Source organism: Psychrobacter arcticus 273-4, from assembly GCF_000012305.1.
Taxonomy (GTDB): Bacteria; Pseudomonadota; Gammaproteobacteria; order Pseudomonadales; family Moraxellaceae; genus Psychrobacter; species Psychrobacter arcticus.
The window spans coordinates 1,851,423-1,877,277 of sequence record NC_007204.1 but is presented as its reverse complement, the minus strand read 5'-3'; the positions used below and the strand labels follow the sequence as shown (position 1 = coordinate 1,877,277).

18 protein-coding genes are annotated in these 25,855 nt (G+C 42.4%); 13 read left to right on the top strand and 5 right to left on the bottom strand.

Annotation, left to right across the window (positions count from 1 at the left end; all coding sequences use genetic code 11):
- The first annotated feature begins 77 nt into the window (after positions 1-77).
- From frr to PSYC_RS07895, 10 genes are all read left to right on the top strand, one after another.
- Entirely contained in the window at positions 78-632 is a 555-nt protein-coding gene (gene frr / locus PSYC_RS07940; protein ID WP_011280799.1) for a ribosome recycling factor, read from the top strand.
- Positions 633-874: 242 nt separating this feature from the next.
- Positions 875-1,633, top strand: coding sequence for a polyprenyl diphosphate synthase (gene uppS, locus PSYC_RS07935; protein ID WP_011280798.1), 759 nt, complete (start codon positions 875-877; stop codon positions 1,631-1,633).
- Between the two features lie 130 nt (positions 1,634-1,763).
- Positions 1,764-2,573 (top strand): phosphatidate cytidylyltransferase, encoded by an 810-nt coding sequence (locus tag PSYC_RS07930; RefSeq protein WP_011280797.1) that lies wholly within the window; start codon positions 1,764-1,766, stop codon positions 2,571-2,573.
- A 251-nt stretch (positions 2,574-2,824) separates the two neighbouring features.
- Positions 2,825-4,033, top strand: a complete 1,209-nt coding sequence (ispC, locus tag PSYC_RS07925) for a 1-deoxy-D-xylulose-5-phosphate reductoisomerase (RefSeq protein ID WP_011280796.1) — start codon at positions 2,825-2,827, stop codon at positions 4,031-4,033.
- A gap of 80 nt (positions 4,034-4,113) precedes the next feature.
- Positions 4,114-5,487 (top strand): RIP metalloprotease RseP, encoded by a 1,374-nt coding sequence (rseP, locus tag PSYC_RS07920; RefSeq protein WP_011280795.1) that lies wholly within the window; start codon positions 4,114-4,116, stop codon positions 5,485-5,487.
- A gap of 263 nt (positions 5,488-5,750) precedes the next feature.
- Complete coding sequence (bamA, locus tag PSYC_RS07915; RefSeq protein ID WP_011280794.1) at positions 5,751-8,162, top strand: outer membrane protein assembly factor BamA; 2,412 nt, start codon at positions 5,751-5,753, stop codon at positions 8,160-8,162.
- Between the two features lie 150 nt (positions 8,163-8,312).
- Positions 8,313-9,329 carry a UDP-3-O-(3-hydroxymyristoyl)glucosamine N-acyltransferase gene (gene lpxD / locus PSYC_RS07910; RefSeq protein ID WP_041757730.1) on the top strand — a complete coding sequence of 339 codons (1,017 nt, stop codon included), beginning with the start codon at positions 8,313-8,315 and terminating at the stop codon, positions 9,327-9,329.
- 113 nt (positions 9,330-9,442) lie between these two features.
- Complete coding sequence (fabZ, locus tag PSYC_RS07905; RefSeq protein WP_011280792.1) at positions 9,443-9,952, top strand: 3-hydroxyacyl-ACP dehydratase FabZ; 510 nt, start codon at positions 9,443-9,445, stop codon at positions 9,950-9,952.
- A gap of 176 nt (positions 9,953-10,128) precedes the next feature.
- Positions 10,129-10,908: an acyl-ACP--UDP-N-acetylglucosamine O-acyltransferase gene (lpxA, locus tag PSYC_RS07900; protein ID WP_011280791.1), complete on the top strand. Its 780-nt coding sequence runs from the start codon at positions 10,129-10,131 to the stop codon at positions 10,906-10,908.
- A gap of 308 nt (positions 10,909-11,216) precedes the next feature.
- A complete protein-coding gene (locus tag PSYC_RS07895) occupies positions 11,217-12,569 on the top strand; it encodes a sodium-dependent transporter (protein WP_011280790.1) in 1,353 nt (450 codons plus the stop codon).
- A 119-nt stretch (positions 12,570-12,688) separates the two neighbouring features.
- Here the strand turns inward: PSYC_RS07895 and tgt are convergent, their stop codons facing one another.
- The gene (gene tgt / locus PSYC_RS07890; RefSeq protein WP_011280789.1) at positions 12,689-13,840 is read right to left on the bottom strand and encodes a tRNA guanosine(34) transglycosylase Tgt; all 1,152 of its coding nucleotides are present in this window, start codon (positions 13,838-13,840) and stop codon (positions 12,689-12,691) included.
- A 478-nt stretch (positions 13,841-14,318) separates the two neighbouring features.
- Positions 14,319-15,452 carry an aspartate-semialdehyde dehydrogenase gene (asd, locus tag PSYC_RS07885; RefSeq protein ID WP_011280788.1) on the bottom strand — a complete coding sequence of 378 codons (1,134 nt, stop codon included), beginning with the start codon at positions 15,450-15,452 and terminating at the stop codon, positions 14,319-14,321.
- 469 nt (positions 15,453-15,921) lie between these two features.
- Between asd and PSYC_RS07880 the strand changes: the two genes are divergently transcribed.
- The gene (locus tag PSYC_RS07880; RefSeq protein WP_011280787.1) at positions 15,922-17,040 is read left to right on the top strand and encodes an endonuclease/exonuclease/phosphatase family protein; all 1,119 of its coding nucleotides are present in this window, start codon (positions 15,922-15,924) and stop codon (positions 17,038-17,040) included.
- A 679-nt stretch (positions 17,041-17,719) separates the two neighbouring features.
- Here PSYC_RS07880 and PSYC_RS07875 read toward each other — a convergent pair.
- The 3 genes from PSYC_RS07875 to PSYC_RS07865 form a co-directional block, all read right to left on the bottom strand.
- The gene (locus PSYC_RS07875) at positions 17,720-18,811 is read right to left on the bottom strand and encodes an NADH:flavin oxidoreductase (protein ID WP_011280786.1); all 1,092 of its coding nucleotides are present in this window, start codon (positions 18,809-18,811) and stop codon (positions 17,720-17,722) included.
- A gap of 454 nt (positions 18,812-19,265) precedes the next feature.
- Entirely contained in the window at positions 19,266-20,663 is a 1,398-nt protein-coding gene (locus PSYC_RS07870; RefSeq protein ID WP_011280785.1) for a peptidylprolyl isomerase, read from the bottom strand.
- Between the two features lie 192 nt (positions 20,664-20,855).
- Positions 20,856-23,594 carry an LPS-assembly protein LptD gene (locus tag PSYC_RS07865; RefSeq protein WP_011280784.1) on the bottom strand — a complete coding sequence of 913 codons (2,739 nt, stop codon included), beginning with the start codon at positions 23,592-23,594 and terminating at the stop codon, positions 20,856-20,858.
- Positions 23,595-23,920: 326 nt separating this feature from the next.
- Between PSYC_RS07865 and PSYC_RS07860 the strand changes: the two genes are divergently transcribed.
- Together PSYC_RS07860 and murU are read left to right on the top strand one after the other, a co-directional pair.
- A complete protein-coding gene (locus PSYC_RS07860) occupies positions 23,921-25,051 on the top strand; it encodes an aminoglycoside phosphotransferase family protein (protein ID WP_227500319.1) in 1,131 nt (376 codons plus the stop codon).
- A 54-nt stretch (positions 25,052-25,105) separates the two neighbouring features.
- Entirely contained in the window at positions 25,106-25,846 is a 741-nt protein-coding gene (gene murU / locus PSYC_RS07855; protein WP_011280782.1) for an N-acetylmuramate alpha-1-phosphate uridylyltransferase MurU, read from the top strand.
- Positions 25,847-25,855: the final 9 nt, after the last annotated feature.

Below are 25,855 nucleotides of genomic sequence, written 5' to 3'. Positions count from 1 at the left end.
TATCTGTAAAAAACACCTGAATAGTTTTTATAATTAACAATAAATGATTTGTCGGTAGCGATAAATAAGGATACCTCATGATTAAAGAGATTAAGCAAGACGGCGAAGCGCGCATGCAAAAGACTCTAGAAGCGCTTGAAAGCACTTTTAGTAAAGTCCGTACGGGACGCGCGCATCCAGGTATGTTGTCAGGTGTGATGGTCAGTTACTATGGTTCTGATACACCGCTCAATCAAGTAGCGAGCGTCAACGTTGAAGATTCGCGTACATTATTGGTACAGCCTTTTGACCGCACTATGGTACAAGCGATTGACAAAGCCATTCGCGAAGCGGACCTAGGTCTCAATCCAATGACTGCCGACGTAATTCGCGTGCCAATGCCAGCATTGACAGAAGAGACACGCCGCGATATGCAAAAATTGGCACGTGGTGAAGCAGAAAATAGCCGTGTTTCTATTCGCAATATCCGCCGTGATATGATGAATGACATTAAAGAGCTGGCAAAAGAAAAAGAGATCTCAGAAGATGACGAGCACCGTGCCAGTGATGATATTCAAAAAATCACTGACAAGTATATCGAGACCATTGATAGTCGTCTAAGCAAAAAAGAAAGCGATTTGATGTCAGTGTAAGCCCCTTCTATCACTATCAAAACGACGTGCTATCAATGTTTTATATAACGAGTCGCTAAAAACAAACAGCCAATATCAAAGTACTATTGGCTGTTTGTTTCCGTGTAGACGATGAAGCTTTTTAGATATCTTTTTTATAACACTCTTCTCTATAAGCGCTTGATAAAAACTACGTACTAAGATTTTTATATAGTATGGCGCGTGTTATGATTATTTTACCTCAACAACAAGCAAGTTAGCCTATGTCTATGTTAGATAATTTAGCTCCAGCCCTTCTTCCACGCCATATCGCTGTCATCATGGACGGCAATAACCGTTATGGCAAAGTCCATAATTTAGGCAAAGGTCAAGGACATATCGCTGGCAAAGATGCGCTAGACCCTATTGTTGAGTATTGCGTCAGTACGGGTATTGAAGTTTTGACGGTATTTGCTTTTTCAAGTGAGAATTGGCAGCGTCCACCAAGCGAGGTGGCATTGCTGATGCATTTACTGCGCTTAACCATCAGTGAGCAAATGCCTCGTATGCTGAAATATCGCATTCGTCTGCGTTTTATCGGCGACCGCAGTCAGCTTAGTGATGATTTGCAAATATTGATGGCAGATGCTGAAGCAAAAACGGCTAATTTTGATGCCATGACATTGGTCATCGCCATCAGTTACGGTGGACAGTGGGATATCGCTCATGCAGCAAAACAGCTGGTACAGCAAGTACAGGCAGGTCATTTAGCAATTGAGGATATTGATAAAGAAAAGCTTGGAGAGTATGTGCAATTGGCGGATGCGCCAGAAGTAGACATGCTGATACGTACCGGCGGTGAGTACCGTCTCTCGAATTTTTTATTGTGGCAATCCGCCTATGCAGAGCTATTTTTTACCCCAACATTGTGGCCGGATTTTAGAGTCGATGAGCTAGCAGCAATGCTAGAAGATTTTGCCCAACGTCAACGCCGCTTTGGTAAAACCAGTGAACAAGTAGTGACGACGCAAAAAATATCTTAAAGATTGCGTTAATAACATTAAACGACTTTTGTCAGTTTGAGTCACTTTCAATAGCGTGCGTCACTATCCATACGCTATTATAGTCAGCAGTTTTATCAAATGTCCTTCATTATTATAAGGCTCAATAAATATGTGGCAACGAATTAAGACGGCAATTGTTCTCGTTATTATCGTTGGTATTGCAATGTTTGCGAGCCAAACTCCTATATTGTTTGCACCACTTTTGGTGATTGGGGTAATTATTGCTGCCCATGAATGGACGAAGTTGATGCCAAAATGGCGTCAGCCAGCGGTCTTCGTGCTATGGGTGTTGCTGCTGACTTTAGTCTCACTGATGTTTAAAGTCACATGGCTGTTTTGGTGGACAGCTTCTCTCGTTATATGGCTAATGGCGCTGTCTTGGGTACGAGTTTTTCCAACGTCTACCAATTGGTATGGTAAGCAATTGGCTCTAATGGGGGCTGTGATATTAACCGCTTCCATTACTGCTATGTTTTACTTATGGCAATTGTCGGCATGGTGGCTACTGTATGTGTTTTTATTGGTCTGGTGTGCAGACAGTGGTGCATACTTTGTTGGGCGCAAGCTTGGTCGCCGAAAAATGGCACCAAATGTCTCACCCAATAAAACTATGGAAGGGCTTGCTGGCGGCTTAGTCACTGGACTACTGGTCGTAGTGATCATAAGTGTCTTTAAGTTACAATTGACGGGCGCAGCGCTTATCGCGTTTGTGGCATTGTCTGCGCTGACGATTTTGGCATCAGTACTGGGCGATTTGTTCGAGTCTATGCTCAAACGCCGCGCTGATGTTAAAGATTCAGGCACTATTTTGCCAGGGCATGGCGGCGTGCTTGATCGAATCGATTCGCTGCTATCTGCTACGCCGATATTTGCGCTGGGTTTTTGGGCGATACAGCAGTTCGGTTTAATGGTCGTTTAATTTACCTAAAGCTATCAAAACGGCTTAGGTAGTCATTTGATAGCACATAAACTTGTCGGCTGATTTAGTTTTTATATAGTAAGCCCAGTATAAAAATGATACAGCGGGACTGGAATGAATTTTTTGCAGCCTCTATCTGCGCAGGCACAGCACGCTAGAAAAATTTATACCAGTGCTGCGTCAAAACATGATGTATCTACTTTATTTTGAATCGACTATAGTATTACTTACATTATTATTTATAGGCACTCATGGTTATGACCCAGCGTATCGCCGTATTAGGCGCGACAGGCTCAATTGGCGACAGTACGTTAGCCATCTTGGCGGCACAACCACAGTATTACGACGTTTATGCGTTATCTGGCTATCATCGTTTAGATAAGCTGCTGGCTCTCTGTCAGCAGTTTGCTCCTAAGCGGGTTGGCGTACCGACAACCGCAGTCGATGACTTTGCCAAGCGTCTTAGTGCGGCAGGTCTAGATATCGAGGTAGTCGGCGGCGATGCTGGTTTGGTAGATATTGCTACCGATTCGCAAACTGATACGGTCGTTGCTGCCATCGTGGGCGCCGCTGGTTTGCCTTCTACTTTAGCCGCCGCGCGAGCAGGCAAGCGTATTTTACTGGCGAATAAAGAAGCACTGGTCATGGCTGGGCAAGTGATGATCAATGCGGTCAAAACCCATCATGCAACCTTGTTGCCGCTTGATTCTGAACATAACGCTATCTTTCAGTGCTTGCCATTTGCCATCCAGCAGGATAACACCCAAATCCACCGATCAAATCATGGCGTGCGTAAGCTATGGCTGACGGCTTCTGGCGGACCGTTTTTACAGCAGTCTTTTACGCAGATGCAGCAAGCAAGCGTCGCTGAAGCGGTCAAACACCCAAACTGGTCGATGGGGCAAAAGATATCGGTTGATTCTGCCACGATGATGAATAAAGGGCTTGAGCTGATTGAAGCCTGTCATTTATTTGATTTGCCTGAAAATAAGATAAATGTGGTGATTCATCCACAAAGTATCATTCACTCAATGGTAGAATATAGCGATGGCAGCTTTTTGGCGCAGCTTGGCAGCCCAGATATGAAAACGCCCATTGCCCATGCACTCAGTTATCCCGATCGTATTGACAGTGGCTCGCAGCCATTAGACTTATTTGCGCTCAATGGTTTAGAGTTTATCGAGCCTGATTTGCAAAAGTTTGCCTGCTTGCGTCTGGCACGAGAGGCTATGCAAGCGGGTACGCACGCGACCATTATTTTAAATGCGGCGAATGAGATTGCAGTGTCGGCATTTTTGAACAATAAGATTCGTCTGACGGATATTGCTGATATTAATGAGCAAGCATTGAATGAGATACAAGTGCCGTTATTGACTGAGACGGCCGATATTGATGAGATTTTGGCGATTGATAATCTAGCACGTCAGTATACTGATAAGCTGGTGGCAAGATTGGCCTAGACGTATCAAACGCTATCACCTTTATAATGATGTTAAGAGTATCTAATAATGATATTAAGAGTACCTACTGAGAAAAGATCATGACGTTTCTATTAACGCTCCTTGCGGCAATATTTGTCTTAGGTCCGCTTATTGCTCTGCATGAATGGGGTCACTATATTGTGGCGCGACTTTGCGGCGTTAAAGTGCTCACGTATTCTATCGGTTTTGGTCCCAAACTCTTTGGCTGGACCAGCAAAAAAAGCGGCATTGATTATCGTATTTCAGCCTTACCACTCGGTGGCTACGTCAAGATGCTCGATGAGCGTGAAGGTGAGGTGGCAAAAGAAGAGCAGCATTTAGCATTTAATCGTCAGCATCCGCTTAAGAAAATAGCCATTGTCGCCGCCGGTCCTATCATGAACTTTGTCATTGCGATTGTATTGTTCTGGGTGTTATTTATGACCCCATCAGAACAGCTCGCCACCAAGATTGGTCAAGTGTTACCGGATACCCCAGCAGCGATGGCGCAGCTGCCGGTTGGTGATAAAATCGTTGCGATTGATGGTCATGACGTGCAGACGTGGGAAGGGATTAACTATCGCCTTGCTGGGCGCATGGGTGAGACAACCAATATAAGTGTTACCTTGCAATCAGAAGTAGACAAGGGTGCAACCAAGACCTACCAAGCACCTATTAAAGAGTTTATGCAAGGCGCGGCGCAAGGCAAAGATGCGCTATCAAGCTTTGGTATGATACCGTGGCAACCGAATATTGCACCGATAGTCGGCGATTTAACGCCTGATGGCGCGGCCAGTCGTCAAGGTCTAAAAGTTAGTGACCGTATCACTGCTATTAATGATGAAGCAATTAACGACTGGATCAGCGCCACTCGTATTATTCGCGATAATCCTGAGACTTTGCTGACATTTAGCGTATTGCGTGATGATAAGCCGATTGAATTACAGATTATGCCGCAAGGTAAAAAAGACAATTTAGGTAACGATTATGGACAAATTGGTGCTATGGTGGCACAGTCTGAGATTATTATTCCTGATGAATACAAAACCACTGTGGTCTATGGTCCTGGTGAGTCGTTGATAAAGTCGTTTGAAAAGACGGAACAATTGGCTGTCATGACTGTCAGCTCAATGGGCAAGATGCTATCAGGTATGATTGGTCTTGATAATTTATCAGGTCCGATTACCATTGCAAAAGTTGCCAAGCAAAGCTTTGATATCAGTTGGCAAATGGTGTTGTCTACCGCGGCTTTAATCAGTTTGAGCCTTGCTGTCCTGAATCTGTTGCCCATTCCGGTATTAGATGGCGGTCATATTGTCTATTATCTGATCGAGCTGATACGCGGTAAGCCACTCTCTGAAGGCGTGCAAATGGTGGGCTTAAATATCGGCTTACTCTTGCTGGCAGGTTTCATGGTGTTAGCAATTGGTAATGATATCAGTCGGCTTTTTTGATGACATAGAATACGCCTTGCAAGGTAAGATGAGAGAGGCTAATGGTTTTATGCTTATCCTGCATCCATTATTAGGCTGATAAGCAATTTCTTTTATCGCCTTGCTACTGTACTAATTTTATATTTTAGTTTATTTTATGACGCGTTTTATATAAAGTGTTCTGAGTCTGTCCTCTATGTGTTTATGATATGATGCAAAAGAGGCGAGGCAACATGTGCTTTTCAACTTAACTTAAGCAAGTTTTTTATTGACGGATAGTGTTTATGCGTACGCCTTTATTTATGAGCGCGGCTGGGTTGCCGTTAGTTGTAGCAATGATGAGTATGCCGGTTCAGGCTGCAGAATTTGTGGTCACTGATATTGGCTTTAATGGTCTACAACGCCTAACACCTGATAGTTTATATCCAGTACTGCCTATTACGGTAGGTGATACGGTCAATGATGCAAATCTGGCTGCCAGTATCAAAGCACTATATGCGACTGAAAACTTTGCTGACATTCAAAGCCGTATCGAAGGTGGCAAGCTGCGCTTTGATGTCGTTGAACGTCCGACGATTGCAGAAGTTAATTTTGATGGCAACAAACTCATTCCCAAAGAAGGGCTTGAGCAAGGCTTAAGTAATGCAGGTCTTGCTGTGGGTAATGTGCTTAAGCAAGCGACCCTACAAGGGGTGGCAAACGAGCTGCAACAGCAATATATTAGTCAAGGCTATTACAATAGCAATATTGAAGTCGATCAGACGCTGCTTGATGGCAACCGCGTCAAACTTGACGTACGCTTTATCGAAGGCAAGCCTGCCAAAGTCGTCGATATCAATATCATCGGTAATAAGCACTTTAGTGATAAAGAGATTAAAGAAGTCTTTGCGGTAAAAGAGTCTTCATGGACACGTCTGTTATCTAAATCTGACCGTTATGCGAAAGAGAAGCTCGCGGCAAGTTTAGAGAACCTAAAAGCCCTTTACCTAAATGATGGTTATGTACGCTTTTCGGTAGATAATGCGGTGCTCAATATCAGTGAAGATAAGAGTAGTGTGTTTATCGAGGTCAGTCTTAGCGAAGGCGAGCAATATCAGTTTGGTGAAATTAATTTCTTAGGTAAGCCGACTTTTGAAACCAGTGAATTGAAAGAGCTGGTCACTTTTGATGCGAAAGAAAAATACTCACAAGCCAAGCTTGATGCTACCACTGCCGCTCTTAAGAGTCGTTATGGTAATGAAGGGTATTATTTAGCGCAAATTAGACCAGTACCGCGTATCAATGACGAGACCAAAGTAGTCGATATCGATTACTATATTGATCCTGCACGTCCTATTTATGTTCGCCGTATCAATTTTACCGGTAACTTAAAAACTCAAGATGAAGTATTACGTCGCGAAATGCGCCAGTTAGAAGGGTCACTGGCTTCTAGTGACAAGATTCAGCTGTCACGTACACGCCTTATGCGTACAGGGTTTTTCAAAAACGTCAACGTCGATGTCAAGCCTGTTCCTAATCAGCCAGACCAAGTGGATGTAAACTATACGGTTGAAGAGCAGCCGTCTGGTAGCTCAACCATTGCGGCCGGTTATTCACAAAGTGGTGGTGTCACCTTCCAGTTAGATCTGACTCAAAACAACTTTATGGGCACTGGCGACCGTGTTAAAGCGGCTTTGTCGCGCTCAGAGACGCGTGATTCTTATAGCTTGGGCTATACCGATCCATATTTCACAGAAAATGGTGTATCACAAGGTATCAGTGCTTACTACCGTGAAACCAAATACGATGATAAAAACGTCAGTAAATATGTTACCGACGCTTATGGCGCGACGCTGAACTATAGCTATCCGGTTGATGAAACCAAACGCGTCAGTGCTGGCTTAAACATTGATAACACGACTGTACGTGGCGGTAGCCGTCTTGGTGTGTCAAGCGTTCAGCAGATTATCGATGACGGTGGTACGTTTGAGAAGTTCACTGATACTGGTCGTACGGGCTTTAAAAATGAATATCAGAGCTACAACTTGCTATTCGGTTGGGATTACAGCACCTTAGATCGTCCCGTATTTCCAAATAAAGGCATGAGCCATACAGTCGATGCGACCATTGGTTTAGGTGATACCAGTTATCAAAAACTGGTATATCGTGGCAATATTTATCAACCTATCTACAAAGACTGGGTTGCTCGCGGTTATACCAAGCTTGGCTATGGTAACGATTTACCCTTCTATGAAAACTTCTATGCTGGTGGTTATGGTTCGGTACGTGGCTATGAAGCTTCAACGCTTGGACCTAAATCACAAAGTTATAATGACGCTGTTAGTGAAAATCCTGGTTCATTAAAAGCAGAAGAAATTGGTGGTAATGCGTTAGTTAGCTTTGGTACCGAATTGATTTTACCAATGCCATTTAAGGGTGATTGGGCAGATCAAGTACGTCCAGTACTATTTGCTGAAGGTGGTCAGGTGTTTGATACCACGGATAAAGAAAATCGTACCTTTATTGATCCAGCTACTGGCGACGATACTGGTGTACCACTATTAACGCAAGACAATAAGTTGCGCTTTAGTGCCGGTTTAGGCGTAACTTGGTATACGCCAATCGGTCCGATTTCTCTGAGCTACGCTGTACCTATCGGTGATAAAGATGGCGATGTGACTGAAAAAGTCCAGTTCCAAATTGGTAACACTTTCTAAGTATTTACTAATTGTGTCTTATTATTTTCAGGGTTTGATTGCTATTATTTAAACCTTTAAGTAGATAAAGACTCCGTTAGATTTAGCCGGTCGTCAAGATGACATCTCAACTTGACGACTCTCTTATTCATGCCAATACTAATACTTACTATGATAACGATTGAGCAACTCATCTCCCAGATTGAGCAGCGTCAGCCTGTTCTTAACAAGGCTGAGCTTAACGCTGAGCAGCGCCGTCTAAGCTTAAAGGGTATTGGTAATTTAATGATGGCCAATCGCCAGCAGTTAAGTTTTTTGGCCAATCCTCATTATCTCTCCAGTTTGGCTAATACTCATGCTGGGGCAGTACTTATCACTGCAGAGCATCATAACGAAGCGCCAAATGATACAGTCGCCTTAATCGTTGCTAGCCCTTATTTGGCTTATGCTAGCGTGAGTCAACTTTTTGCTCGTCAACCCTCAGTCAGTGGTATTCATCCAACAGCCGTCATCGCCGACAGTGCCGTTATTGGCAATCAAGTGACTATCGGCGCTTTTTGTGTCATCGGTGAGCAAGTACAGATTGGTGATCGCAGCGCCCTTCAGGCTCATGTAGTCGTCGAGGACAATACTGCTATTGGCACAGATTGCGTTATCAAGCCACAAGTGGTGATAGGGCATGATTGTATCATTGGTAACCATGTCAGGTTGCACGCTGGGGTGAGCATCGGCTCAGAAGGCTTTGGCTTTGCACCCACCAGAAATCCTAGTGTTACAGGTTGGGAGCGTATTGCACAGTTAGGGCGTGTGCTGATAGGTAATCATGTACGCATTGGCAGTCAAACCTGTATTGATCGGGGTGCTATCGATGATACGGTGATTGGAAATCATGTTATTATTGATAACCTCGTACAAGTGGCACATAACGTCCGTATCGGTGATGGTACTGCTATCGCTGCTCATACAGGTATCGCGGGTAGTACCAGTATTGGCAAACGCTGTATCATTGGCGGGGCGGTTGGTATTACGGGACATATTGATATCACAGATGATGTTACCTTGTCTGGTATGACCATGGTCACCAAGTCAATTACCACCGCCGGATCGTACTCTTCTGGAACTGCCGCTATGCCAACTACTAACTGGCGCCGTGCTGCAGTAAGATTTCGCCAGCTTGGTCGTGATTAGCGGTTAAAGATTTATCGTTAAAGAAAATTAATACTTAGATGATTTGTAATATTAAAAACTCAGCAAAATTTTAACCTCAAGCAAGACTTAAAATACAGCAAGGAATCGCTACTATGAGCACTAGCAATATTGATAACCCAACGGCAGAAGACATCAAAAGCTTGGCTGAACAAGGGTTAACGTTGCCATTAACTTACCATACGTTAAAGCATTATTTGCCACATCGTTACCCGTTTTTATTGGTGGATAAGATAGTTGCCTGTACACCAGGCGAATGTATCACGGGCATAAAAAACGTCACGATTAACGAAGAGTTTTTTAATGGGCATTTCCCTGATGAGCCCATCATGCCAGGCGTATTAATGGTTGAATGCATGGCACAGGTATCAGGTGTGCTTGGTTTTATTAGTGCAGGATTGACGGCAGAAGATGGCTATTTATACCTGTTCGCAGGCGTTGATAAAGTGCGCTTTAAGCGCCGTGTTATCCCTGGTGATCAGCTGATTATCCGCTCTAAAATTGTAATGCAAAAGCAGGGTATTTATAAGTTTGATTGTACCGTACATGTTGAAGATGAGCTTGCGGTTAGTGCGCAGATTATGATTGCCCGTCAAGAGCAATAAATCACATTGATAACTTTGAATAATGCATAAAATATTTAAACCATGATGTTGATATCTATTTGTTAGCATCATCATATTATTTTTTAATAGAGGCAGCTTTAGGGTAGTTAATATCACTAAGCTGTCGTATTTTTTTTACTAATTTACTTGCATTCGATGATACAAAGGCCTCTATTATGAGTCAGATCCATCCAACAGCACTCATCTCACCGTCTGCTACGATTGATGAAACCGCAACTATTGGCCCTTACTGTATCGTCGGTGATGAGGTTACGATTGGTGCCCATACGGTGTTGCATCGTCATGTGGTTGTCACTAGATTGACTCGTATCGGTGAACACAATCAGTTTTATCAATTTTCAAGCATTGGTGAAGACCCACAGGACTTAAAGTATGCGGGCGAGCGTACTTGGCTTGAGATTGGTGATCATAATACCATTCGCGAAGCCTGTAGCTTGCACCGTGGTACTGAGCAAGATGGTGGCTTGACCAAGATAGGCAGTCATAACTTGTTAATGGTCAATACCCATGTGGCTCACGATTGCTTAATTGGTGACCACAATGTACTGGCCAATAATGTCGGCGTCGCCGGTCACGTTACCATTGGTAATCATATTATCGTCGGTGGTAACTCAGGCATTCATCAGTTTTGTACGATTGATGATTACAGTTTGGTTGGTGGTGCAACTTTAGTCTTAAAAGATGTAGCGGCGTTTACCATGGTTTCAGGTAATCCAGCCAAGGCGCACGGTCTTAATGTCGAAGGCATGCGCCGTAAAGGCTGGTCTAAAGATAGCATCGATGTGCTGCGTCAAGCTTATCGTGTTGTATTCAGATCCGGTTTAACGACGGTGCAAGCACTTGAAGTATTGAAGCAAGATTTGCTACCAAAAGAGCAAAAAATCGAGTTTTTGATTGATTCGCTACAGAAAAGTCGCCGCGGTGTTGTTCGTTAAATTTTGTGTTATAAAATAGGCAGTGTGTTTTAAATAAAGGGTCATGAGCCAAACCAAATCTTATTGATGTTAATAACAATTGTATTAAGCCATAACTATTCGTTATGGCTTTTTATATTTATGACTACTTGACTTTTTTGGTCGCTTAGCAGAAACTGAGCCTCTATAACAATGTAAACAATTCTTTCTTAATGTTGCTGAATGCGTCACATTGATGCATGGAGTAGATAGTCAAACATTATGGACAGCTATTTATAATAATCAAGGATGATTATAAGCAATATTAATTGAAGTATGAGGAAGGCAAAATGGCTATTAATAAACAAGATCATGCGCAGTGGAGCTCAAGTTTCGGCTTCGTACTGGCAGCAGTAGGCTCGGCAGTCGGGTTAGGAAATATTTGGAAGTTCCCTTATATGGTAGGTGAAAGCGGTGGGTCAGCTTTTGTTATTGCCTATTTATTCTGTATTGCTTTGGTTGGTTTTCCTGTATTGGTCGCCGAGTGGTTAATTGGTCGCCGTGGTCAAAAGAATCCTATTAATACCTTTAAAGATGTCGCTGTCAGTGAAGGTAAGTCAAGTAGCTGGGGTATTGTCGGCGTGACAGGTATCCTAGGTGGTTTCTTAATTCTATCTTTTTATAGTGTCATCGGTGGCTGGGCGCTGAACTATATCACCAAAGTTGGCACAGGCAGTTTTGCCGGTCAAAATAGTGACTCTGTCGCTGCAACTTTTGATGGAATGCTAGCATCAGCAGGTACGTTGACGATTTGGCATACTGTATTTATGATTATCACTGCGCTTATCGTTGGTATCGGTGTAACACGCGGTATTGAAAACGCTGCTAAAATCATGATGCCATTATTGGGTGTGATTTTATTTATCATCGTTGGTTATAACGTGATAAACGGTGGTTTTGGTGAAGCGGTTAATTATTTATTTGCACCTGATTTGAGCAAGTTGACCGTTGATGTAATGCTAGCGGCATTGGGTCATGCCTTCTTCACCCTATCTATTGGTATGGGCATCATGGTGGCTTATGGTTCATACTTAGGTCGTGAAGTAAACTTGCTAAAAACTGCTCGTACTGTTGTTATTTTAGATACAGTCATTGCCTTAGCAGCTGGTTTGGCAATTTTCCCAATCATCTTTAGTAATGGTCTTGATCCTGCATCAGGTCCTGGTTTGATTTTTGTCAGTCTACCGATTGCTTTTGGTGGCATGGCTGGTGGTACAATCATCGGTACTTTGTTCTTCTTATTGATTACCTTTGCTGCTGTGACATCGTCGATATCACTGCTAGAGCCAAGTGTCGAGTTCTTAGAAGAACGTACGTCGATGAACCGTACGATGTCTACCATTGCTGCTAGTACTGTGATTTGGCTATTGGGTATTGCTGCGCTGTTGTCGTTTAACCTATGGAGCGACTTTACCATCATGGGTAATGGCATCTTCGATGCGCTAGACAAACTTACCAGTAAGTTTTTATTACCGTTAACTGGTCTTGCAGGTATTATCTTCTTTGCTTGGAGAATGGACCAACGTAGCATTCAGCAAGAGCTTAATTTATCAAATGGCGCTTGGCAGATTTGGCAAATCATCACTAAATTCGTGGCACCAATCGCGATTATCGTGATATTTGTTGTTGCACTGATAGGTTAATTACGGGTTATTGATATTTCGCTTGTTGAAATTTAGCGAGTAAAAAAGGCTTAAGATAATCTTAAGCCTTTTTTATTGCATTTCATATTTGAATAGTTGGTGTTAATTTACCATTACTATTAACGCAAATTCAGCTCTGGCACCGTCTGACCGCGTTTGCTATAAAATTCAGTTACGAACTCATCAAATTTATCTTGTTCAATGGCATCTCTGATACCTTGCATCAAACGTTGATAGTAACGCAAGTTATGAATGGTCGCTAACTGCGCGCCAAGCATCTCTTTACATTTATTCAGATGCGATAAATAAGCACGACTAAAATTCTGGCAAGTATAGCAGTCACATTCAGGGTCTAATGGACCTTCATCAGTGCGATATTGGCTGTTGCGTATACGTACCACGCCCGCATTATCGACGTCGCCTGTGACAAAGTAATGACCATTACGCGCGTTGCGAGTTGGCATCACGCAATCGAACATATCGACGCCGCGTCGCACCCCTTCAACGAGATCTTCAGGCTTACCAACACCCATCAAATAGCGCGGCTTATCGGCTGGCATATCGTTTGCGATGTAATCTAGGACATCTATCATCTCTTCTTTTGGCTCGCCAACAGACAAGCCACCAATGGCATAACCATCAAAGCCAATCTCAAGTAAACCTTCAAGTGACTGCTTGCGTAAATCGGCATACATACTACCTTGGATAATACCAAATAACGCATTGGTACTGCCAAGTTTTTTATGCTCATCAACGCAGCGTTGTCCCCAACGTAGTGATAATTCTAAAGACTTTTTGGCTTCGTCATGAGTCGCTGGATAAGGCGTGCACTCATCGAACTGCATCACGATATCTGAGTTCAAGCTATATTGAATCTGCATCGATTTTTCTGGCGATAAAAAGACTTTGGCACCATCGATAGGCGATTTAAAGGTCACGCCTTCTTCAGTAATTTTACGCATCGCACCAAGGCTAAATACTTGGAATCCGCCTGAGTCTGTCAAAATTGGCTTATCCCAATGCATGAATTTATGCAGACCACCAAATTTATCAATAATATCAGTGCCAGGGCGCAGCCATAAATGAAAGGTATTACCAAGGATAATGTCTGCACCAATGGCTTCGATATCACGTGGTAACATGCCTTTAACGGTACCGTAAGTACCGACTGGCATAAAGGCTGGCGTTTGTACGTCACCGTGATTGAGGTGGACTGTACCGCGGCGTGCGCGCGTGACGCCGCTGGCTGTTTTATGTAAGACAAATTGCATAAGATAACCGCTATATGAGCTATGAAAATGGCGCTAATTATAGCATTGTTAGGTTTTTTTGGACATTGAAGTTTGCCCACTACAGATTTGATAGGATAGTTATAGCCAGCTATAACTAAGAACTCCAGACATCGTTATCGAGTCGTTGCTAAAATAGAAAAAACTAACCAAACATAGAAGCTATAGTTAAAATACTTTAAAGTCGCTACCGTATTGCTGGTGTAAATTTTTTGCAGCCTCTGTCTGCGTAGGCACAGCAAGCAAGAAAAATTTGCACCAGCAGTACGTGTTGTATCGATATTACTTTTCACCGACTATACACCTGAACTGGCACGTTATAATCCGCCATGGATGCTGCCTTTTATGCGCCGCAATGAAATCATGATTGCTTATCAACAAAAATAATCCATAAAAAAAGACAGCGCTTGCTGTCTTTTTATATCTAATATTCAGAACATTGAGTCTAGGAACATTGGGTCTAGCTGTTTTGCTCGCGAATGATATTTAGCATGCGGCGTAATGGTTCAGCTGCACCCCATAGCAATTGATCACCCACTGTAAATGCGCCTAGATATTCAGGTCCCATATTAAGCTTACGCAGGCGACCTAGCGCGACAGTCAAGGTGCCGGTTACTGCCACAGGCGTTAAGCGGTTCATAGTGGCTTCTTTATTGTCTTCCACCACGTCTAACCACTGATTACCGCTATTTTTCAATGCCGCTTCGATTTCTTCTAGCGGAATATCTTTTTTGAGCTTAATGGTTAGGCCTTGTGCATGACAGCGCATTGCACCAACGCGGACACACATACCATCGATAGCAATCTTATCCGCTTCAGAGTTGCCAAGGATCTTATTGGTTTCAACACCACCTTTCCATTCTTCACGAGATTGCTTATTCTCTAACTGCGCATCGATATAAGGAATCAAGCTACCGGCTAATGGCACGCCAAAGTATTGCTTAGGGAAGTCGTCTGAGCGCTGAGTTTGAGCGATTTTCTTATCAATCTCAAGAATGGCGCTGGCAGGATTGGCAAGCTCATCTTTGACAGCATCACGCAATACACCCATACCTTCGATGAGCTCACGCATGTTATTGGCACCAGAGCCACTTGCTGCTTGATAAGTCATGGCGCTGACCCATTCGACCCAACCTTTATTGAATAATTCACCAATAGCCATTAGCATTAGTGACACGGTACAGTTGCCGCCGATAAAGTCTTTTTTACCCTCAGCGAGTGCACTATCGATAACAGTACGGTTAACTGGGTCAAGAATGATGATGCTGTCATCTTCCATGCGTAATGTGCTTGCCGCATCAATCCAATAGCCAGCCCAACCGCTATCACGCAGTGGTTGATGTACCTTTGAGGTGTAGTCGCCACCTTGACAGGTAATAATTACATCACAAGCGGCAAGGGCTTCAATATCATGAGCATCTTTTAGTTGACTGGTCTTAATACCATCAAAGGTTGGCGCATCACCGCCTGCATTACTGGTTGAAAAAAATACTGGCGTAATACCGTCAAAATCTTTTTCTTCCATCATACGTTGTAACAATACTGACCCTACCATACCGCGCCAGCCTACCAAGCCTACTGTTAAATCACTCATCAAACTTAATCCTTTTTACAATAAATTGTTGCATCGTCAACCAATAACAATGCCGTGAATAGCCCCAAAAAGCAAGGTTTTTTGATAGATTTAAAGAGTTTTGCCTGCACTATTAACTATGTTGGTTATAACTTTGAGTTATGGTATTAATCTAGCTTTGTTAATGCACTAAAAGTAAGGTTGACTATTAATAAAATAAAAACCTTACTTAATCTCATAAGTACCGATGCAAGCATTATCATTGTAATGTTTTATAGTATCTATTAGGTAATTAGTGTTCAGTAGTAGGCGCAGGTTGTCTGGAATGCTAAAGTAAGCCATCATTTTTAATGATCGTCTTAAGCAACTTTAATTTCTATATTTTTTCTTTAAACATTTTTATATGTGTTCTATTGAGAGATTTACCGTTCAGCTATTACAGACGCTAAACTACAATAATAATTAACATAATCAATGGTCGATACACATTATGGATTTTTCCTTTCTATATTATGGTGCGCAAGGACTGGCAGGGCTCATCGCATTTGTCACTATTTGGGGCTGGCTACCACTTGATAACTGGTGGGTACGCGGTGTGGATTTCCCTCGTATCCAAATCCTGATACTAGGCATCATTGCATGGATAGGGTTGGTGACATTTGGCTCAGAATGGCAGCTAGGGCAGTGGCTGTTATTTGCCGTTTTGAGTATTACCTTAGTATTTCAGCTCAGAATGGTATTGCCGTATACTATGCTATGGAAAAAAGAAGTACTAAATGCCAAAGATAAGCCAGATGTACACGAGTATCAGTTAAAAATCATGGTTTCAAATGTACTGACTACTAATGACGATACCTACAAATTGGTTGAGTTGGTACAACAGAAACAGCCTGATATTTTGATAACCTTAGAGAGTGATGAAAAATGGGAAAAAGCGCTTAATCAAGTTGAGTCTGATTACCCTTATACGGTAAAAGTACCTTTAGATAATTTATACGGTATGCATCTTTATTCCAAGCTTGAGCTGATAGAACCTGAGATTAAATATTTGATCATTGATGACATACCTTCCATTCACACCCGACTGCGTTTGCAGGGCGGGCGTGTAGTTTGGCTTTATTGCTTGCATCCGATGCCACCGAGTCCAACAGAAGCTGATAAATCTACCACCCGTGATGCTGAGCTATTGATGGTTGGCAAGCATATTAAAGACAATAAGCAAACGGCCATATTGGCAGGTGATCTCAATGATGTTGCTTGGTCACAGACCACACGTCGTTTTCAACGTATTTCAGGGCTACTAGATCCCCGTATCGGGCGACATTTTATCAATACTTTTCATGTTAATTATCCGTTTTTACGTTGGGCATTGGATCATCTTTTCCATAGTGCTTGCTTTACAGTGATTGATATTGAACGTTTACCTTCGATTGGCTCTGACCACTTCCCTGTGATGACAACGTTGCAATATGAGCCAGAGGAGGAGAGTAATCAAGAAGGAAATGCTCCTACAGCACAAGCAGCAGACTTTAAAGAGGCAGAAAATAAGATAGAAGCAGGCAAAAAAGAAGGCTGCAAGGTATCTAAAGAGCATGAAGAATCCGAGTAGAAGTGTGATTCAGAAGAATCCTAATGAGCAAAAAATACCTGCTAACTGAGCCATTCAGACGTAAGCAAATGCTTACATCAAATAAGGTCTTTAGCCTCTAGTCGCTGCACATCAATTGTCTTAGAATACACCCATCAACACAAGGATACGCAAGGATGTAGTGTTGAGACAGTATCAATAATAGGACAGAACAGCCCACTGTCTCATGAATTACTGTTTATGACTTAGGATGAGTCAACACGGAAGAGATAACAATAATAATATGAAAAACCATAGCCCTGAACCAATCGCCCTAGGTTCGGGGCTTTTCTTTGTTATTAAGTTATTAAGTTATTAAGTTATTAAGTTATTGATTTATAAGGATTTATTAGTATGAGTTTATAATTTGGTACATAGTCTGGTATAGTTGAAATACTTTAAAGTCGCTACAGTATTGCTGGTGTAAATTTTTTGCAGCCTTTGTCTGCGTAGGCACAGCAAGCAAAATTTGCACCAGTAGTACGTGTTGTATCGATATTAATTTTCACCGACTATAACTGTGAAGAAATTAGGCTTTTTTAATTTTATCTGAAAAAGGAGAATCCTGAGAAGCTGTCACGTCTGCTTCCCAAGATATTATGACTTGGTTTTGTTAGTTGTTCTTCTTCTTCTTCTTTAACATAAGCACCTGTTACAAATCCTACTTTGTTTCAAAATCTTTAATTTTAGCATCAGGACTTAATACTTTTTCTGGTACAAATTCTTCTGGTTTCTCTCCATTTTTCACTTTATTTGCCCAGTCTCCGTTGGAAAGTGCTCCACGAGCTAAAGTAATTATATCCGCTCCACCTTTTTCTACAATCTCTTTGGCTTTTTCTGGGTCATGAAGGCTTCCGTTTGCAATAACAGGTAATTTGCCATACTTTTTGGCTAACGCGGCAAAAGTAGGGCCTTCATCTCCAAAAGCAGGTTGCCATGCTTCAAAATCAGTCACATGAATGTAGTCTAGCCCCGCCTGCGCTAATTGTCCAAATATAATTTCAGCATCCTTTTCCTTGTTTGCCCATTTGTGGTCATAGTCATTAACTTTACCTTGAGAGATTCTAATGCCAACTGTATAATCTTGACCAACTGCTTCTCGAACCGCTCTTGATACCTTCTCCAATAAACGAACGCGATTTTCTGTGGAACCACCATATTCATCCGTTCTTTTATTGGTATAATCGGTCAAAAACTGGTCGAGGATATAACCATTAGCACCGTGGATTTCAATTCCATCAAAACCAGCCTCTTTAGCATTTTTGGATGCTTCAACAAACCCTTTGATTACTTCTGTAATATCATCTTTTGTCGCTTCTTTGGGTACTTGAAACGCTCCATCTCCACCATAGAATGCCATTTGCTCGCCTTTTGGTTGAACGGCTGATGGTCCTAAAGTTTCTTTCGTAAACTGGTTTCCTTGAGATAGAGCGCCCGCGTGCATTAATTGTACAATTACCTTTCCTCCCTCTTGGTGAACAGCCTCTGTTACCTTCTTCCATGCTGTTACTTGCTCATTATTGATAATCCCTGGTTGATCAAAATAACCTTGACTATAAGTATTGTCTGAGTAAGTACCTTCAGTAATAATTAAACCAAATCCCCCGCGGGCGAATTTTGCATAGTAGTCAACCATTTGGTCAGTTGCTAGCCCCTCTGGTGTTGCACTTGTTCGTGTCATAGGAGCAACTCCTACTCGATTATCTAAAGTTATTTTTCCAAGTTTAACGGTATTGAATAAAGTGGATGTCATATAAAAAACCCTTTTTTTAAAATAATGTTTAGTTTTTGCAATTTATTTGGGTAATTACTCATGTAATTTTACCAAGAAAATCAGATCAATCTTGACATGTAAAAGCTTTGCGCATCAACTACATAATGTAATGAAATATTTTTTACATGCCACATCTCGTTTATAAGTGTAATGTGCTTTCATGATATGGGTGGACTGGTTCAATAATACTCGTTTGCACAGCACGCCAGAAAAATTTATACCAGTGCCGCGTCAAAACATGATGTATCTACTTTATTTGGAATCAACTATAGTCGGGGTGGTTCAGTTTCTCCTCATTATTTTTATGCTTGAACATTTATGTATCTGCTATCATTTTCAAGTAAATAACAAATCAAAAGGCATAAGAAAAGGATATATGCATTAACATATACCCTTTTTTAATACGTTTTAAAAGCTATTGTCCGAGCATGGATTAACCCAATACTTGAATGTAAGCGCCAGCACGTAGCTCTTGTAGCCAGTCTTCTTTGGCTTGCGGTGCTAAGCGCTGATATAGCGCTTGACGTGCCATAGTACGACGATATTCATCGCTGACATCTTGTTGACGTTTACCTTCAATTTTAAGTATGTGCCAACCAAATTGGGTTTTAAACGGGGCAGAATAGTCACCGACAGCGGTGTTTTTCATCATTGCTTCAAACGGACCAATCATTTGATCTTCACCAACCCAATCTAGATCGCCACCGCGCCCTGCTGAACCAGGATCGTCTGAATACGTCGATGCTAAACCATCAAAAGCAGCACCATTACGTAGCTGACTATAGAGGTCGTTAATTTTTTGCTCGGCAAGGGCATCGGTTTGCAGCTCATCGACTTTAACCAAGATATGCCGAGTATTCCACTGAGGTACAAGCATGGTATCACTGGATTTTTTATTGGCAAGCTTGATGATATCAATACCTTCAGGCGTGATCAAAGGGGCACTCACAGCACCAACCTCAAGCTTAGTAATTTCGCTCGATAGCTCAGTTGGCAGAGCAGCGGCTTTATGAAAGCCCATATCGCCACCTTGTAGTGGGATAGGATAACTGCCTTGGCTGGCTGCAATGGCTTCAGCCACGTCGATATTTGGCACAAGAAGGCGTGTACGTAGTTTTTGCGCCACTTTTAATGCGTCATTACGCTGCGCTTCTGATAGACGGCTATAGTCATCCATATAGGGAACACGGACATGAACAGTCTGATACTCACTTTGGTTCAAGCGTTTGGCTTCAGGCGATGCTAAAAAGGCATCGATATCTTGTTCGCTAATACGCACGCGATTGGTGATTTGGCGTTGTTGTAGAGCTTGAATCGCGGCATCTTCAATCAATTGAGCCCGCAAAGTAGCGTAGCTACCTGCTTGCGCTGAATCTAGACGCTGCTGTAAAGCGGCGATACTATTTAGACCTTCTGCTTTTGCTATTTGTTCTAAGCGCTTATTGATAGCCGCTTCATCAGGATTTAACCCAACACGTTTAATCAAGGACAGCTGTAGTTCACGCAAAATAAGCGCGTTTAATACTTCTGACTGTAACTGTGCTGAATTGGCAATAGGTTCACCCGCAGCTTTTGCACGTGCCTGAGTCTGAGCAATGGCAGCAATGAGATCACTTTTTAAAATCGCATTTTCATTCACTAACGCAATGATGCCATCTGTACTATTGGCAGGCGTTAAACGAGCCACGCTATTTTTCTGAGTCGTCGTCGCTTGCCCTTTTGCAGAGTTAACGGTTGCTGCCTGGGTGCTAACGCTCATGCCAAGAGCGGTCATTAGACCCATCGATAGGAATACTGCTTGGCTCGTCTGGCGTAAAGAAAAAAATCTCATGATGCTCCTCATCAATGTCATTGCATCGGATGGTAATCGGTTAAATCCACTCGCCACACTTTGAGCATCAAATAATGTTAATACTAAAAATGATAATACTAAAGTAGTGGCTAGGGTTGTTTATAATAGAATGCAAACCAGCTTATATCATACATAATAGGCTATCAATTAGGCTTGTCTCTCATTGTGTTCTTAATCTTTCCATGCGCTTTGAACAGGCTCAAAGCCTAATACTTTATCTGCAAGCAGACGTGTCAAACGGCTGCTACCGCTGCCAAGACCACTCAATCTTACTTCTGCCATAATTGCTTGTGTGGGTTTGTCGGCAATATTCAAGTCATTATAGTAACGACGACCATAAACCGCAAAGCCAAAACAGCAATCCTCATAATCGATCCCAATCAATGAGTCGAGCATTTGATTGCGATTATAGTCATATTGACCTTGAGCCAATACACGCCAATTATTATTAATTGGGAAAACCGCTGATGCTGTCAATGCTGAAAGCGGTAGCTGGTTGGTGTTTTCATCACGTTGACGTTTGATAAAGCCCACATTAAACAAGCTATTATCGGATGGCTGATAACGTAGCTCAGTGGTAATATAATTTAAATCATAACTATTGGTCAGCGCGCCACTCACATCGACCCAGACATTATTGTAAGGCTGTGTGCTGGTATCCCAGACCAATCCTGAAGAGGATGAGGTAAAGACAGGTTTTGTATTATCAAGCGTAACACCGCCATCATCAATATAGAACTGCTCTGCAATGCTACCATCAAAACGTGTCACGCCCGTTGCATCGATGTAACGATAGTTAATGCCTGGAGTGAAAGCATGTAAATCTTGCAAGCGATCATGCCCTAAAAACCAGCTGTCTGAGAATAATTGCTCATAGTTGATAGAAGCAATACGAGTATTAAAGTTTGGAATATTATTTTGATCTTTGAATGGTGAGTAAGTATATTTTAAGCGTGGGCTTAGCAGGCGATAGCCACCTAAAGTGTCGTCAAACGCGCCAAACGGTGAGCCCGCTTGATAAAAATGCAAACCTGCGTCAATGCTGGCTTGCGGGACAAAAACTGATTGATTGCCATCATCTTTATCCAATGAATTGTCCACTAAGCTGTCTTTATCATAAGAGGTAAACAGATGCTGTAAGCTTAGCTTTGGTTTGATATAACCCCATGAATTCTCCATAGGGTAAGAGGCGCTGAGTTTATTATAAAAACGCGTGCCACTTTTTTCATTCTCAGAACCATCATCGATGGATTTTTTAAAATAAGCGGAGTCACTGACGCCAGTAATATCAAAATTCTTTGCCCAAGGCAGACGGTAATCAAGATTGAGCTGCGGTAGGCGCGAGTAAGGTTTGTCTTTATCTTGCAACATCTGCCCATTATTATTCAACGCATCAAGCGTTTGGAAGGTTTCTACTTTTAGCTCACCGTCGACATAGTCATTATAATAATTTAATTGCGCTCGGCGTGCTAGATTTAAGGTGTTATCTGATAAACCTAGCGTATCAAAATCATTGAGGTAGTCGGCATCAGACACGTGGCTATATTTAGCCTCACCACTTAGACGTGGGATGCTGGTAGATGACCAGTAATGATCATAAAACAAACTGCGGCGATCTTCGCCATCGTATTCTTTATCATTAGGCAAGTAGGAACCATTAAAGATACCCTCGCCATAGTTCTCGGTTAAATAGCGGAACTCGCCAGATAGCATAGGATTACGAGTGGTATAGATATGAGTGCTTAGCGTGGCATCATAGTTGGGTGCTAGATTGAAGTAGTAAGGCACATCAACTTCAAGTCCATTTTCACTACTAATGCTTGCATTAGGCAATAAAAACCCACTACCGCGTCGACTGTCTATAGGAAAGTTAAAATAGGGCAAGTAAAATACGGGCACATCAGCAATACGGAAAGTAGTATTGTAGGCTTCACCGCGTCCTGTCTCGGTGTCTAAATCTATGCTTTTGGCGTCAAATTGCCACTTACGATTGGTCGGAGGACAGGTGCTATACATGACCTCATCCAATTCATATTGGCTCTCATTAGGTCGATTTAAGCGCTTGGCATAACCATGTGCTTGCAGCTCAACACTGGCAAAGGCGACATTCGTAGCAGTGGATTGCCCTGTTTCGGTATTATAATTTAAATTATCAGCGACACCGATGAGCCCACCTTGCGCCGCTTTGTCAGTGAGGCTGGTTTTACCATTTTTTTGAACTCGGTCTTGTGTCTGAGTTGCAGAGGCGTTGCCAGTCGCTTGGTCAGTAAACATCACTTTACCTTGCGCCGCTGCCACCCCGTTGCTTAAGTCCAATACAATTTTTTCGGCCTCAATATGCTGAGTCCCTTGGTCAATGATAACATTGCCTGATAGCTCAGCATAATCGACATTATCATAGTAGCCATAATCTGACTCTGCAAATAGCGGCGCTTGATTATTAGGCAGACCATTTAAATTTGGTGCTGGTTGACCATTACTGGCGCCTGCTTCATTGACCGCCCGTTGATAATTGGGATTTTTCTTAGGATATACCCATTGACCCTCACAGCGCGCCGCACTATCGACGGTATGTGGCAGTAAGCGCAGATTGCTACCTACGGTTGGGATATTAGTCGTTACAGGCGTCAAACTGTTTTGAATATTACTTTGTTCGTCGCTTACGTTAGTGCCTGTATTATTTGATGTTGCAACATTTGTATCTGGTGTCCGCTCATAAAATTCTGCTAAACGTTTGAGGCTCTCTTGAATGCTCTCGTCATCGGCATACTGGTTTGAGCTATCAGTCACCAATGGCTCAGGCATCATCGAGTCAGTCTGATTGATAGCGGCACTAACGGTCAGGCTCGATAAGCCTAGCGCGCCAAATAAAATCAAACGAATGCTTTGGTAAAGCGGAGAATATAACAAGGGCACACCTATGATTTGTAGAGCCTATTGGATTGCAATATATCGTCTATCAAGCCTATTTTAGACAGCTACAGCGCTTTATAAACGAATAATAAATAATATAATCTTAAAAGTTGGGACGTTTTACATATAATGACGACTAATCATAGTCAAAAAAAACCAAATCAGCTACACTATTTATCAAATTATCAAAGTTTATTAGACAGCCATGCTATTTTTAAGACAGCAGTGACTGTGCAATAAGCGCTCACTATTTTAGCAAGTATTTGTCCTACTTATCACTCATTTAGTCATTTACGACTTATATTTAACCTGCGATGCTTTTTATGACCGATAAAACTATTACCGATGAACGAATATTAGAACCTGCGATACCTGGCATTAATGCGCGCCAAGAGTCATTAGAGTGCTGGGTGCAGCAAGTGTTCGAGAATCAATCTTTTACCCTTGATAGCTTACCGGGTGATGCCAGTGCTCGCCGTTACCACCGTATTCAGCTAGTAGCTGATAATACGGATGAGGCGACAAAAACAGCACGTTATATTGTCATGGATTCTGCTGACGAGCAAGCAGCGATGCAGCAGTTTATCACTGTGGCAAATCTTATGTCTCACGCCATCAATGTACCAACGCTGATAGCGCAAGATGTGGCAAAAGGATTTTTGGTATTGCAGGATTTTGGTGCAGTAGAGTTCGCTCATTTATTGGTTGGTGCTACACCTGAACAAGTAAATAACTATTATCAAACTGCGATGCAGGCCTTGGTTGCACTGCAACAGATACCGGTAGAGACGGCGAAATCTCAGCATCAATTGCCTGATTATGATGCCGCAATGCTCAACCGTGAAATGGACTTATTTAGCGAGTGGTTTATTCCGCATATTGGCGTGACACTTGATGTTACCTTATGGGAAAATCTAAAGTCAGCTCTGATAGATGAGATTTTATTACAACCGCAAGTCATCGTCCATCGTGATTATCATAGCCGCAATCTGATGCAGGATCAGGCGGACAATACGCGTTTAGGAGTGATTGACTTCCAAGATGCGGTGATTGGCGCTCATAGTTACGACTTAGTATCGTTGCTGCGTGATGCCTATGTTGAATGGTCAGAAACGCAAGTGACGAAATGGATTGATGACTTTTGGCAATTACAAACAAAAGCAGGTCTGGCAACAGCAGATAGTGTTGAGCAGTTTGAAAGTCAGGTCAATATCATAGGCGTACAGCGACATCTAAAAGTGCTTGGTATTTTTATCCGGCTTTGTGAGCGTGATGGTAAAAGTCGTTATTTAGCCGATATCCCTAAAGTGATGCGTGACTTTTTGTTTGAATTGGACTGGCTAAGTACGCAAGGCAATGCGCGTCTACAACAAGCTGTGTTACCGTTTAATGAATGGGTAAGAGAGAATGTATTGCCCGCTTATCAAACCAAATTTGTGCAGCAATATATTTAACCCTATTTATTAGCATTCGCCTTGTTTAAACTTCGTCAAAAATAAGGATTATCCATGTCGGTAATAACGCAAGCTATGATTTTGGCAGCAGGTAAGGGCACGCGCTTGCGTCCATTAACCCTTGAGACGCCAAAGCCGTTAGTGCAAGTGGGCGGGCAGCCGCTTATTGTTTGGCATATTAAAGCGCTACAAGCCGCTGGCATAACTGATATTACGATTAATGCCTCTTGGCTGGCTGATAAGTTGATGGACACGCTCGGCGATGGCGCGCAGTTTGGCGTACAGCTGCATTGGTCACTTGAAGCAGATGAGCCATTAGAGACAGCAGGTGGTATTTTTAAAGCACTACAAACTGGAAAGTTAAAAAATAAACCATTTATCTTAGTCAACTCTGATGTATGGACGACGTTTGATTTTAGGCAATTAACAACGTATGAGCTAGGCGCAGATCAGCGCGCCCATTTATTATTGATTGATAATCCTGAGCATAATGATGGTGGCGACTTTGCCGTTAATAATGGTTTAGCAAGCGGGAAAGCCATTGGTGATGCCGATAAATATACCTTTGCTGGTATCAGTGTCGTGTCGCCGCTATTGGTTGATGGCTTGGTATCAGGGCAGTCAGCCGCGCTTGGACCGTTACTTAGACAAGCGATGATAAAATTTCAAGTGACGGCTGAGGTCATGCCGGATAATTGGATAGACGTTGGCACGCCTGAGCGACTAGATCAGGTAAATACCTTTATAGAAAATAAAGGTATAAAGGTAAAAATGCCCATTGCGGTGCTTAAGTAATAATTGGGT